This is a genomic window from Vibrio ouci (assembly GCF_004551525.1).
Taxonomy (GTDB): domain Bacteria; phylum Pseudomonadota; class Gammaproteobacteria; order Enterobacterales; family Vibrionaceae; genus Vibrio; species Vibrio ouci.
On the sequence record NZ_SATR01000001.1, the window covers coordinates 355,415 to 368,312 of the forward strand.

Annotated in this window: 11 protein-coding genes; 2 read left to right on the top strand and 9 right to left on the bottom strand. The window is 44.5% G+C overall.

The features are described 5' to 3' along the window. Positions 1-48: 48 nt before the first annotated feature. The 3 genes from ELS82_RS01500 to mlc form a co-directional block, all read right to left on the bottom strand. Positions 49-2,010 carry an Ig-like domain-containing protein gene (locus tag ELS82_RS01500; protein WP_134833887.1) on the bottom strand — a complete coding sequence of 654 codons (1,962 nt, stop codon included), beginning with the start codon at positions 2,008-2,010 and terminating at the stop codon, positions 49-51. 550 nt (positions 2,011-2,560) lie between these two features. Next, positions 2,561-3,508: a chemotaxis protein CheV gene (locus ELS82_RS01505; protein ID WP_134833888.1), complete on the bottom strand. Its 948-nt coding sequence runs from the start codon at positions 3,506-3,508 to the stop codon at positions 2,561-2,563. A gap of 132 nt (positions 3,509-3,640) precedes the next feature. Beyond that, positions 3,641-4,858, bottom strand: coding sequence for a sugar metabolism global transcriptional regulator Mlc (gene mlc / locus ELS82_RS01510; RefSeq protein ID WP_134833889.1), 1,218 nt, complete (start codon positions 4,856-4,858; stop codon positions 3,641-3,643). 321 nt (positions 4,859-5,179) lie between these two features. Here mlc and pyk point away from each other — a divergent pair, with 321 nt between their 5' ends. Then, positions 5,180-6,622, top strand: a complete 1,443-nt coding sequence (pyk, locus tag ELS82_RS01515) for a pyruvate kinase (RefSeq protein ID WP_134833890.1) — start codon at positions 5,180-5,182, stop codon at positions 6,620-6,622. Positions 6,623-6,653: 31 nt separating this feature from the next. On the opposite strand, the gene ELS82_RS01520 is transcribed toward pyk, so the two are convergent. Both ELS82_RS01520 and cydH read right to left on the bottom strand, forming a co-directional pair. Continuing rightward, complete coding sequence (locus ELS82_RS01520; protein ID WP_134833891.1) at positions 6,654-7,811, bottom strand: patatin-like phospholipase family protein; 1,158 nt, start codon at positions 7,809-7,811, stop codon at positions 6,654-6,656. A 7-nt stretch (positions 7,812-7,818) separates the two neighbouring features. Then, complete coding sequence (gene cydH, locus ELS82_RS27325; protein ID WP_134833892.1) at positions 7,819-7,911, bottom strand: cytochrome bd-I oxidase subunit CydH; 93 nt, start codon at positions 7,909-7,911, stop codon at positions 7,819-7,821. Positions 7,912-8,040: 129 nt separating this feature from the next. Here cydH and ELS82_RS01530 point away from each other — a divergent pair, with 129 nt between their 5' ends. Further along, positions 8,041-8,634, top strand: coding sequence for an outer membrane protein (locus tag ELS82_RS01530; RefSeq protein WP_134833893.1), 594 nt, complete (start codon positions 8,041-8,043; stop codon positions 8,632-8,634). Positions 8,635-8,697: 63 nt separating this feature from the next. Here the strand turns inward: ELS82_RS01530 and ELS82_RS01535 are convergent, their stop codons facing one another. The 4 genes from ELS82_RS01535 to holB all read right to left on the bottom strand — a co-directional run bounded on the left by ELS82_RS01535 (position 8,698) and on the right by holB (position 12,895). After that, entirely contained in the window at positions 8,698-9,120 is a 423-nt protein-coding gene (locus ELS82_RS01535; protein ID WP_134833894.1) for a hypothetical protein, read from the bottom strand. Between the two features lie 177 nt (positions 9,121-9,297). Then, the gene (gene ptsG, locus ELS82_RS01540) at positions 9,298-10,728 is read right to left on the bottom strand and encodes a PTS glucose transporter subunit IIBC (protein ID WP_134833895.1); all 1,431 of its coding nucleotides are present in this window, start codon (positions 10,726-10,728) and stop codon (positions 9,298-9,300) included. Between the two features lie 446 nt (positions 10,729-11,174). Beyond that, positions 11,175-11,942, bottom strand: coding sequence for a TatD family hydrolase (locus ELS82_RS01545; protein WP_134833896.1), 768 nt, complete (start codon positions 11,940-11,942; stop codon positions 11,175-11,177). Beyond that, the gene (gene holB, locus ELS82_RS01550; RefSeq protein WP_134833897.1) at positions 11,933-12,895 is read right to left on the bottom strand and encodes a DNA polymerase III subunit delta'; all 963 of its coding nucleotides are present in this window, start codon (positions 12,893-12,895) and stop codon (positions 11,933-11,935) included. Before holB ends, ELS82_RS01545 begins: the two co-directional genes overlap by 10 nt. Positions 12,896-12,898 lie beyond the last annotated feature (3 nt).

Sequence of the window (12,898 nt, forward strand, 5' to 3'; positions counted from 1 at the left end):
AGCGGGCTGCTTATTGACCCGCTATACAGAATCAGGACTTAGTATCCATTACTCAACGCGATAATCTATCTGCTGATAAACGATGCTTTCAACGGGCCCATTAACTGGATCAAGCGCATTAGACTTAAAGATTAGCGCATCGTATGGGCTCGCTGAGCCTTGATCCCAAACATAAGAAGCATTACAACTCGTACTATTGCAACTCATTGGTAGAATGATCGCTGTTGCGCCTTCCATCGTGTCGATGATGTGAGCACTCAGTATCAAATCACGTCCTGCGGTGGAATTTGAAGCATCAATCGAAACATCGATATAAAGCGTATCACCATTCGTTAGTTCAGACAGTTGCCCCGTGAAGTCCTGGATCCCGAAGTGCTGGTGTAAATCAGATAACTGGACGCCTGTTGGATTCACTGTATCAGGGAAAGCCAGTTCAGCAGGTAAAGCGTAATATTTAGCACCACCGAAACCAAAGTATTGAACATCAGTCGCTAACACAGAAAATTGTGTGTTCGACACAGTCATATCCAAACTGCTACTGAACTCGGTATTGTCGTACACCCCGACAACACTTGCCGTTACTAATCCCGGTTTTAAGCCGAGGATACTTTTCTCTGTAGTATTGACCGCAGCAATGCTGTTGTGTGAGCTAGACCAAGTGAGACGATCGTAGGTCACATCTTGAGTCGAGCCATCAGATAAACTCGCTTCTACGGTAAGCTTTTGGGCAAAACCGACAGGTATTGAAGTAATAGTAGAAGTTAAATTCAAGGCTGTGACCACACTTGGAGTCACGATCACTGAGGCCGAGTTTGTTACAATAATTCCTGCCACTTCACCTTGAGCAGTAATCGTAACCCTTCCTTCACTTAACGCTGTTGCAACTCCTGTTTTACTATCAATATGTACTGTTGTTGGATCATCACTGCTCCATGAGTAGCTCGGCAACTGAGAAATATCCGTTGAACTGCCATTAGAGAAGTGAGCTTGCGCTGTGAAAGTCTGAACTAAACCTACAGGTATGGAGACATTGTTAGGAGTCACACTTAAAGACTGAACACTAGATGCATTTACTGTCATTGATGCAGTCGCACTAATGTTTATACCACCAGCACTGCCAGACGCTGTGATGATAGCCGTACCTAAACTCTCCGCACTTGCAACACCTGTCATAGAATCAATACTCACAACATTGGCATCGCTACTCCAGCGTAAACTCGGCATCATTGCCGCATCCACAACCTTGCCACTTGTAAGTGTCACACTTGCAGAGAAAGACTGCGTCATACCGACAGGAACATCGATTGAAGAAGGCGTAATATTTAACTCAGACACAGTGTCGTCGTTTACCACAACAGTAAAGGTTTCGTTAACAGCATAACCTGCAATCTCGCCTTCAATATGAACCGTTGCTTCGCCCACATTCAGTGCGTTAACAATACCGGTAGCACTTTCAATAGTCGCGACATTTTCATCGGAAGAGCTCCAGTTCAGAGCCGGATCAGCCGTCACATCGACAATACTGCCATCTGTCAGAATGGCATTGACTGTAAGAGGCTGAGTAAAACCTACTGCAATCGAAGGGTTTTCAGGCAGTACCTGAATAGATGCAATTTCTTCATTGTTAATGATGATATGAGTTGTCGCAGACACTTCTTCACCATCGAAAACACCTGAAACTGAGAGTGTCGCTTCACCAACACCCACTCCCCTAGCAACGCCACCTTGCATAAAAGTAGCAACGTTCACATCAGAGCTTGACCACGTTAAAGCAGGGTCATCGGTAATATCCGCAACACTTCCGTCAGCATAAGTCGCCTTAGCTTGATAGGTAACCGATAGGCCGACCGGAATTGAAGGTGATGCCGATGTCAGTTCGATATGAGCCACACCGCTTGAAGCGGTAGAACCTGTCTCACCGTTCGAATTACCAGACGTTGAGTCACCACCGCCCCCACCACAGCCAGCTAAAACAGATAATAAGCAAGCAAATACAAGCGTTCTGTACATAATCCCTCTACAAATTTATCAATATGTCCTTTATCAACAAGCAGCCATGAATTGAATCTCCGACAACCTCATGACTTGCATTTGTGTTGAACCAAAGTTCCAACATTGAGAAACATTACATTTACATTAATGAACTTGTAAATATGTGACATATGCACATTGCAATTCATAATTTAAAAATCACAAACCGCACAATTCGATGACATTTTGAACAGATGACAGATGGAAGAGTGAAAAATAGGAAAGAAAACAGAACGAAGGATAGAAGAATTGTGGAAAATAAAAAGGGAGCCGAGGCTCCCTTTTTGGTGTTACTTTGACAAACTAAAACTTGTCTTCAGCGTCCATACTTCTTTTCTTATATTCCCTATACAGCAGCATACATAAGGTCATAACAACCTTAGAAGAAAGCCATATCATTAATAAGAACTACCTTAAGAGTCTGATGAAAAGTTATATTTGATAGTTACATCATTTTGATTAACAAAATAACTCAACAAATATAGCATTTTACCAAAACATGGTCACGCCACATAAACAGTTCAACGTACTATTTATTTAATACTTGTCGCAGTCGTTCTTGGGCTACTTCAACTAATAAGTCTGGTTGGAACTTGGAAATAAAGCGATCACAGCCGACCTTTTTCACCATAGCATCATTAAAGCTACCACTCAGGGAGGTATTCAAAGTGACATACAGATCCTTCATGCGAGGATCGGTACGAATCTCATGGGTAAGCTTATAGCCATCCATCTCTGGCATTTCAGCATCGGTAATCATCAATAGCAGCTCACTAACAACATTTTTGCCTTCATCGGCCCATGACTTAAGTAAGTTGAGAGCTTCTAGACCATCACGACATTCAATGATGTTTAAACCAAGCTGAGAAAGTGTTCCGCGCACCTGGGAGCGCGCCGTTGACGAATCATCAACAATCAAAACATTACGCCCGACCATTTCATCGACTAACTCTTGATCAAGCACACCTTCAGAAATCGAAATATCGTAATCGATAATTTGCGCCAGTACTTTTTCAACGTCGATAATCTCAACGATACTCTGCCCATCACCATTTTTGACATGAGTGATTGCCGTCAGATAGTTCGCTCTACCCGCAGTTTTTGGTGGTGGTTGAATTTCCGTCCAAGCGGTATTGACGATATTCCTAACTTGACCAACCAAAAAGCCCTGCACCGTACGGTTGTATTCGGTAATGATGAGATTCTCTTCTTGGTTTTCTAAGCGCGATGCAGGAAAGCCTATCGCCGCTCGAAGATCAATCACAGGTACAGAAACGCCGCGCAATGACGCCACACCAGTGATGTGGTGATGGGAACCCGGCATTTTGGTTAAGGGTGGAACCTTAATCACTTCACGCACTTTGAACACGTTGATGGCAAAAATTTGTCTGCTGTTCAAACTGAATAACAACAGCTCCAAGCGGTTCTCACCTACAAGGTTGGTTCGCTGATCAACTGTATTTAATACTCCAGACATACTACTTCTCGCCAAACGTGGATAATGTAAAAATAGCCTATTGAGAGGCTAAGATAAAAATAAACCCATACATCACTCAAGATTATATGGGTTTATTTAGAATTTAACAGTAACTGACTAGTATCTGTGATCTTAGCCTTCAATCACTTTCATCAACAATAGACCATCATACAGCGCTTGTTTGATCAGTGCTGCGCCCGGCATTGTTGCTTGTTTATAGAAACGTGACTCAACCAATTCAAGGTCTTGGTGATAGACAGGTAAGCTCTGCTCTTCAATACAAGTTTGAATCGCCGGATAAAGAACGTCTTTAGCTTGGTTAATTGCTCCGCCAATCAGTACTTTCTCTGGGTTAAATAGGTTGATTACGATAGCAATCGCAGAGCCTAGATAACGTCCGAGCTTCTCAATCACATCAACCGCGAGTGGATCGCCGTTCGCTGCCGCTTCACAAATATCTTCAACCGACACTTCTTCAATGTCCTCAAGGCAAGAAGTCTCACCTTGGGCAATTCGTTCGGTCACTTCACTACGAATAGCTTGCGAACTGGCAACGGTTTCAAGACAGCCACGATTGCCACAATGACAAAGCTTACCTTGAGGGTCGATTTGAATATGACCAAGTTCACCGATGTTACCGTGGCGCCCTTGTAGCACTCGACCATCAAGCACAATACCAGCGCCCAAGCCATGGTGAATGGAAATCAGCACCGAGTTTTCATTATCTTGCGAATGGCCAAATAGCTTTTCAGCCAACGCCCAAGCTCGCGTGTCATTGGCGATAAAAACAGGCAGCCCAGTCGCTTTGTAAATTTCAGGACCAAGTGGCAGGTTCTCAACGTTGTAGTGTGGCATCTGCAGCACTACACCCTGCTCTGAGTTCACTAGGCCAGGTAACGTGATCGCAATACTTGTTACACGATCTAACTGTTCAGTATAAGTTTGGAAAAACTCATCGATTTCATGCAGCAATCGCGCAAGAACATCGTCTTGGTCCACTTCATGGATATCAATCTTAGTATCGATAAGTACATCACCACCCAACTCATGCAATGCAATCGTCAAGTAGCCACGTCCTAAACGCATCGAAAGAAATTGCCACCCTTCGTTGTTGACCTGTAGACCAACGGCAGGACGCCCACGACTGGTCGCTTCCTGGACTGTGGTTTCGTGTATCAGGTGGGCCTCGATGAGCTCACGAGTGATTTTGGTAATACTCGCAGGTGCGAGCTCACTCTTTTTAGAGAGATCGATTCGAGAAATGGGACCTTTTTGATCAATGAGTTTATATACACGGCCAGCATTGACCTGCTTGATATGATCAATATGGCCAGGTTGAGCCATGTACATAGAGCACTCCGAATATCAACAACCTGGTAATTTTTTTACTTTGCGAAGTAATTGTGAAGAGCTTTGATAGATCGCCGTGACAAGTGTCACGTATAAACATAATTCTTTGTGTACCTAATCAAATAGCGAAGGATTTATCACATTTAATCTTCTATTTTTTTGCATTAATAAATATGTCTTTCATCACCTTTCAAATGAGAACACGAGCAAATAATCAGCACCCTTCCTCGGCAGGTATATACTTATAAATTTAGGGATGAGAACAACAACTTATCAGCCGCATCGTTTTCTTCGCGGTAAAATCAGATCAAGGAGATCCGAATGACCTCAATCCAAAGAAGAACAAAAATTGTTTCTACTCTTGGACCTTCTACCGATGCACCCGGCGTACTTGAAGCAATTTTAGAAGCTGGCGTGAACGTTGTAAGAATGAACTTTTCACATGGAAGTGCAGAAGATCACCGTGAGCGTGCAACACGTGTGCGCAATATTTCTGCCAAGCTCGGCACTCATGTCGCTATCTTAGGCGACCTCCAAGGACCTAAGATACGCGTATCGACCTTCAAAGATGGCAAAGTGCAACTCAACGTAGGGGATATTTTCACTCTAGATAGCAGCTTGCCAGCAGGCCAAGGTGATAAAGACGCTGTTGGCTTAGACTACAAAGAACTGCCAAACGATGTTTCCACTGGCGATGTACTGCTACTTGATGATGGCCGTGTTCAATTGCAAGTAATGGCCGTTAGCGGTACGCAAGTTCGAACCAAAGTGATCATCGGTGGCCCTTTATCCAACAATAAAGGCATCAACAAGAAAGGCGGTGGCCTATCTGCGGAAGCACTGACTGAAAAAGATAAAAATGACATCAAGTTAGCAGCAGAGATCAAAGTCGATTACTTAGCCGTTTCATTCCCAAGGAATGGCGAAGATATGAAATACGCCCGTAGACTTGCCACTGATGCAGGCCTACAAACCCGCCTTGTAGCGAAGGTAGAACGCGCTGAGACCGTCGAAACAGAAGAAAGCATAGATGACATCATTCTTGCTTCAGACGCCGTTATGGTGGCTCGTGGGGACCTAGGGGTCGAAATTGGTGACCCAGAATTAATTGGTGTGCAAAAACAACTGATTCGTCGAGCGCGTGCATTGAACCGTACTGTCATTACTGCCACTCAAATGATGGAATCGATGATGGAAAATCCGATGCCGACTCGTGCTGAGGTTATGGACGTGGCAAACGCGGTTCTCGACGGTACCGATGCGGTAATGCTTTCTGGTGAAACGGCAGCAGGTAAATACCCATTAGAAACCGTTTGCTCTATGGCAGAGGTGTGTGTCGGTGCTGAAAAAATGTCGTCGATTAACCGCTCTGGCTACCGCATGGATTCAGTGTTTGAAACCGGTGAAGAGACCATTGCGATGTCTACCATGTTTGCAGCCAACCACATGCGTGGCGTCAAAGGCATTGTTACCCTGACGGAATCAGGCCGAACGGCACTTATGATGTCACGCTTAAGCTCGGGCCTACCCATTTTTGCGCTATCGCGAAACGAGCGAACCCTTAATCTATCTGCCCTCTACCGTGGTGTGTTCCCGGTCTACTTTGATGATAAAGGGGATACTGGGTTAGAGATTGCACAAGCTGCAGTCGGAACGCTGAGAGAGCGCGGCCTGTTAGATGAAGGCGACTTAGTCATTATCACCCAAGGTGACGTGATGGACGTTGTTGGTTCAACCAACTGCATGCGTATTGTTGCTGCCTAACGCAAAGTAAATCAATCATGTGGGGAGATGTTTACTCCCCACACTTCAATTCAAAGGTTGGTTTGGCAAGACATTGCGAAAACGACTCCACAAAGCGAAAACCTGCATCTAGTCCCACTTGATAATCATGCAGCAAATCTTCCCTTTCACTCATCAACGATGTTGATTTCAGCGGTTGATCCGGTTTGATTTGGACGATAAAGCAGTCATCTGGCGGAGAATGTAAAAAGTCCTGCGTTAATGAATAGGTTTGATAGTGCACCATCAGCATATCCGCTAATCCAGAATCAAACTTATCACCAAGAAGATGACTCAGCCGATAAATATCATCGGCGCCAAAAAGCCAACGACCACCATTGAGTAGCTCAAGATGGGTATGTTCGCTTTTCTCTAGACGAGAGCGCTCAACTTGCTCGTTAAAAAAGCTACTCCAGTCTTGTTTCCACTGGCCCAGTTTATCTTGCCAATGCCCTTGGATAACATTGAACGAATCACGTAACCACTCGACTGAGGGCTCTTGGTTGACCTCTTCAGTATCGGTAATTAAATCTTCCCCCTCCGTTCTGATCACCACAATGCAGCGCGCTTCTTTACGCCAAGCTTCTTGCACAGGAATTGACGCCGATACACCGCCATCAACATATTCACCATGAGGGAACAAAATAGGTTCAGGGTAAAGCCGAGGAATAGCGCAAGTGGCAAGAAGCACTCGCCTCCAGTCATCTTGTAACATCGGTAGGTAGTGATCGGATAAACGATTGGTATCGGTCACTGCAGCATACGCCTCTCGGCCAGACAAAATCTTACGTCCCATATCAATGTCTAACCGATAGGGATAATCGCAAATTTTTTCTAGTGCCCAATCCATGTCCATATATTGCTTACGGCGGATATAACGAAATAGGTTAAAGAACTCAGAGTCAGTAGTGAGTTCGAGAATAAACGAGCGACCAATACCTTTCTGGCGGCAAAGGAATCCACATAGATTCATCGCACCGGCGGAAGTACCGTAGAAAGAGTGGAAGGGATCGAAGTTGGAAAGAAGAAAGGCATCAAGCACACCGGAAGTAAAAATCCCCCGTTGGCCACCACCTTGTGCGACCAGAGCATTTTTACCGCCAGTGTATTTTTTTAGTCGTTCAGCATCAAACTGTACAGCGGTATTCGTTACGACACCGCAATTTTTCATGGCATCCCTAGGCAGTCGTTATTGCAATCAAGGCATATCCAAGAATAACTGCGAAAGCGGCAGCCGTAATCAGTAGGGCATATTTTAGATTGTGTTCCATAGACACCTCCTCGTTGTTTAACAAAGTAATAACATCAGTGTGAGATATCTTCAATTAATACGCATTTTTCGTGCGGAATTATGGCGTTAGCGTCACACTTAGCTTTCCAAACGTAGAAAAGGGCAAAAAATGAATATCATCTCCCGATTATGTTTTCCGATCTTGATTGCAGGTGTTAGCCCTCTAGTTCAAGCCGATACCTACCTATCCCCTTGGCTAGGCTATACCTTTGGAGGAAGTGTCGAAGATCAGAACCAGAATGAGCTCGATTTGAAGGCTTCAGAAAGTTACGCGCTATCATTGGAAACCGATGTCGACAAAGGACGTATGGGGCTGTTTTATGCGAATCAACGTTCAGAGGTGGAAGACATTAATCTAAACTCTTCAATCCACTATCTACACATTCAAAGTAGCATCTATTACCCAGTACAAGATAAATGGCAGTCCTACTTAGGCGTTGGTCTGGGGGCTTCATATGTCGATGCTGACTGGGTTAAAGATGAATGGGGATTTTCAGCCAGTATCTTTGGTGGCTTTGAGTATCAATTCAGTGACTCGCTGGCACTCAATACTCAACTGCGCTGGCTTGGTACAGTGGTCGACAATGAAACCAGTGGCGCGTGTAATCTGCCTGCGGGTGGAGATAGCTCTTGTGTGGTTAAGTTCAAGACAGATTGGATGAATCAGTTCTCAGCGAATCTCGGACTCACTTGGTCTTTTTAATCGTTTGTCAAAAGAATAAGAAAGGGCCAAGTCAATTGGCCCTCTTCCCATTCGGCAACTTGGCTAGAATGAATATTTGATACCTAACGCACCGCCTATTTGCAGTTCAGGTCCTGTGTATAGGTTGAGTTCTGGATGTACCTGTCCATACATCTCCCAACCCTTGCTAATATCCCACTTCAACCCTAGTGGCACACGAGCACCGAACTCTTTGTGATCCCACTCACTCCAGCCACCAACACCCACATACCAAGAAACCGGAGTATTGGCATCAAATCGCCCTCTTTTCAGAATGTAGTCAAACGCAGCACCATCATTGCCTAGAGTAAAGCGATAGGTATCATCAAGCTCTAACACCACGCTAAGTTCCTGATCGATTGCCATCCCCACCGCAACTTTCGTCGACTGCGGTTCTTCTGCATATACTAACGAGCTTGCTGCTGTAACCAAAACCGCAGCACCGAGTAGTAGACCTGAGTTTTTCATATTAGGCTTTTCCTATACACAAAATAAAACAGTGTACAATTATCCAAGCATGTAAGAAAAGGATGTCAGAGAAAGGTGAAAACGAATGGGAATGACAAAGCTAGATCTCAGAGCCGAACGCTATGAAAACAAAAAAGGAGGCCGAAGCCTCCTTTTGTCAATTAGATGAAAAAGTGATTAACCGTGGTTACGGATCCACTCATCCATTTCTGTTTTCAGGTTGTCAGACTTAGTACCGAAGATAGCCTGAACACCACCTGCTACAACTACTACGCCAGCTGCGCCTAGTTGTTTTAGTTTGTCTTGGTTAACAGCTTCAGTATCTGCAACTGCTACACGTAGACGAGTGATACATGCGTCTAGACCAGTGATGTTTGCTTTGCCGCCGAATGCTGCAACTAGCTCACCTGCCATGTCTGAACCAGAAGTCGTTACTGCTTCTTCAGTTTCATCTTCACGACCAGGAGTCTTAAGGTCCATAGCTTTGATTACTGTGCGGAATACTACGTAGTAGATTGCAGCGTAAACAAGACCAGTCACTACCATCAGACCCATCTTCTGAGAGTTACCAGAAAGAACTAGGAAGTCGATTAGACCGTGTGAGAATGAAGTACCGTGTACGAAGCCTAGAGTATTTGCAACAACGTAAGCAGAACCAGCTAGTAGAGCGTGGATACCGTAAAGTAAAGGAGCAACGAATAGGAATGAGAATTCGATTGGCTCAGTGATACCTGTTAGGAATGAAGTCAGTGCAGCAGATGCCATGATACCCATTACTTTCGCGCGGTTTTCTGGCTTAGCAGAGTGAGCGATAGCAATAGCAGCAGCTGGTAGACCGAACATCTTGAACATGTAACCACCCGCTAGCTGACCGAAGCCATTACCAGCAGCACGAGATGCTTCATCAGCAACTAGGTAACAAGTTAGAACGCCGTTTTGAGTTTCGCCTGCAGCGTTAACACAAGTACCTGCTTCAAAGAAGAATGGTACGTTCCAAACGTGGTGTAAACCGAATGGGATTAGAGAACGCTCGATAACGCCGTAGATACCGAATGCAACCTGTGGGTTCTGGTGAGCAGCCCAGTCAGAAAACGCTGCAATCGCGCCGCCAATTGGAGGCCATACAACAGAAAGAACTAGACCAAGACCGATCGCTGAGAAACCAGTGATGATTGGAACAGCACGCTTACCAGCGAAGAAGCCAAGGTATTCTGGAAGTTGAATTTTGAAGAAACGGTTGAATGCCCAAGCAGCAACACCACCGACAAGGATACCACCTAGTACACCTGTATCGATTTTTTCAACACCCATAACGCCAGCCATAACGCCTAGAGTTGCCGTCATGATGCCGTAACCAACGATAGCAGCAAGACCTGCTACACCATCGTTGTTAGTGAAGCCAAGCGCTACACCTACAGCGAATAGTAGAGCCATTTGGCCGAATACTGAACCACCCGCTTGTTCCATTAGGTTAGAAACGATATCTGGAATGAAGCTTAGGTCGGCAGCACCGACACCTAGTAAAATACCTGCAACTGGTAAAACCGACACTGGTAGCATCAGAGCTTTACCAACTTTTTGCAGGTTAGCAAAAAGGTTCTTAAACATGTTTATGCTCCTGAAAAGTTTATAAGATTTATTGGGCTCTAACGGCACACCCCCGTTAGCCTTAAATGTTAGCACCCTGAAAAAATGTAACCACTTATGTCACTATAATTTCTGGCTCTAAATATATATTGCGGGTAACGATACTTTCTAGCGAGTTACGGAATTTAGTTTCAAACTAATAGATAGATCACAATCCAAACTTGGTTTTGAAATGGATTACAGGAACATAACACCATGATTAATAACAAAATAATCAATGAAAGCATTAATTTCGATGGGTAAATAAAATAGATGCAGTTGTTATTTCATGTAACAAAATTACAAAAGGCACTTTTTAGGCTCTCAAGTTCAACATTTTTAGTGAACAAGCCGATTTAAACGCTTGCGCGTGAGTTTGATAACAAAAAAAAGGGGCCGAGGCCCCTTTTTCACTGTGATTTAATTTTTTATCTTAAAAAAAGATTTCTAAAGTTTTCGCTGGTTTTCTGTCCAACTTCTCCTAACGAGCACCCTTTTAGCTGTGCAATGTAGGAAGCGACCTCTACAACATAAGCTGGCTGGTTCTGTTTACCTCGGTGAGGAACAGGTGCTAGGTATGGTGAATCTGTCTCGATCAGCAGTCTATCTAACGGTAATGCTTTAACGACTTCTTTCAGTTCTGTCGCTTGTCTGAAAGTCACGATACCAGAGATTGAAATATAGAAACCTAATTCCATCGCTGCTTCTGCGAAAGGCAAATCTTCCGTAAAACAGTGAATCACACCACCACATTTATCAGCGCCACCATTTTTTAGGATATCTAATGTATCTTGGCGAGCATTGCGCGTATGGATGATCAAAGGCTTGTTCAGCTTTACTGCCAACTCTACCTGCTGTTCGAAACGCAGCTTCTGTAAATCCGCTGTTTCCGGTTGGTAGTGGTAATCTAGCCCTGTCTCACCGATAGCAACCACACGTGGATGAGCCGCGTATTCATGTAATCGGTCTAATGCAAAATCACTTTCTACATCCAACGGATGCACACCACAAGAAGCATAAACGTTATCAAACGGTTCAATCATCTCCATCATGTTAGGAAACGAATCTAAGGTAACACCAACAGATAAAAGGTCCGTGACATTGGCCGCCTTCGCTTTGGCAACAACATCAGCAATACCTTCGTGTAACTCTTGATAGTCCAATTTATCTAAATGACAGTGAGAATCTACGAACATGTTTCCTCGTAAAATTTAAATAACCAATCTAAGATAAGAAGCTCCGCATTCAACCCTGTGTGTAATCTTAGCTGATCTAACAGTTTTAAAAGCGCTTGCGATTGAGAGTATAGCTTTGGATAGTCACAGACTTGCGCCAACTTTACCGCTCCAGGCACAAAAGATGGCAAGGCGAGCCCATAGCGGACCTTTTGCGCATCAGACAATAAGTACCACAACCAACTGAGCGACTCTTGAGGATCTGCCGCTAACTCTTTGGCCAATTTAACCGCATCTGCTTGCTGCTGACAGAGTGCAATAAAGTCATTCTCAATCGAGCTATAACGGCTGACTTTATCTTGCTGGATAAAATCGAGCGCAGCTAAAGGCGCATTGCCATTGATATGGGCCGCATACAAAGGTACCTCACCACTATGTTGAGAAGAGAGCCACTGTGCGACCGTTTCTGAATTAGGCGGCGTTAAATGCCACTGCTGACAACGGCTGGTAATGGTCGGCAACAGCGCATTAGCTCGATGCGCAACCAACAAGAACATACAAGTCGATGATGGCTCTTCCAGCGTCTTTAACAACGCATTAGCCGCTGACTCATTCATGGCTTCTGCAGGTTCGATGACAAACAATCGAATCCCGGATAACTGTGATGACTCTTGAGCAATGCGATTACATTGGCGAATCTGCTCTACTGTAATCGCTTTGCCTTCTTTCTCAGGCTTGATCACATGAAAATCAGGGTGGCTCGCTGAACTCATTAGCTGACAACCATGACAAAAACCACACGCCTCTGCTGGATAGTTTTGACACATGACAGCTTGGCTAAAGGCATCAACGAGATGTGACGAACCCATTCCCTCTTCGGCAATCAGCAAAGAGGCGTTTGAAAAACGATCTGCTTGCAAGTTTGCTTGCCATTCTGTCCACAAGGGCATTAGCCAAGGGTATAGCTCATTCATCAC

What these genes read in the sequence shown, in the direction of transcription:
- ELS82_RS01530 (WP_134833893.1), top strand. Translation starts at nt 8,041, where the DNA reads ATGAATATCATCTCCCGATTATGTTTTCCGATCTTGATTGCAGGTGTT.
- pyk (WP_134833890.1), top strand. Translation starts at nt 5,180, where the DNA reads ATGACCTCAATCCAAAGAAGAACAAAAATTGTTTCTACTCTTGGACCT.
- ELS82_RS01500 (WP_134833887.1), bottom strand. Translation starts at nt 2,010, where the DNA reads ATGTACAGAACGCTTGTATTTGCTTGCTTATTATCTGTTTTAGCTGGC.
- mlc (WP_134833889.1), bottom strand. Translation starts at nt 4,858, where the DNA reads ATGTACATGGCTCAACCTGGCCATATTGATCATATCAAGCAGGTCAAT.
- ELS82_RS01505 (WP_134833888.1), bottom strand. Translation starts at nt 3,508, where the DNA reads ATGTCTGGAGTATTAAATACAGTTGATCAGCGAACCAACCTTGTAGGT.
- ELS82_RS01545 (WP_134833896.1), bottom strand. Translation starts at nt 11,942, where the DNA reads ATGTTCGTAGATTCTCACTGTCATTTAGATAAATTGGACTATCAAGAG.
- ptsG (WP_134833895.1), bottom strand. Translation starts at nt 10,728, where the DNA reads ATGTTTAAGAACCTTTTTGCTAACCTGCAAAAAGTTGGTAAAGCTCTG.
- holB (WP_134833897.1), bottom strand. Translation starts at nt 12,895, where the DNA reads ATGAATGAGCTATACCCTTGGCTAATGCCCTTGTGGACAGAATGGCAA.
- ELS82_RS01520 (WP_134833891.1), bottom strand. Translation starts at nt 7,811, where the DNA reads ATGAAAAATTGCGGTGTCGTAACGAATACCGCTGTACAGTTTGATGCT.
- ELS82_RS01535 (WP_134833894.1), bottom strand. Translation starts at nt 9,120, where the DNA reads ATGAAAAACTCAGGTCTACTACTCGGTGCTGCGGTTTTGGTTACAGCA.
- cydH (WP_134833892.1), bottom strand. Translation starts at nt 7,911, where the DNA reads ATGGAACACAATCTAAAATATGCCCTACTGATTACGGCTGCCGCTTTC.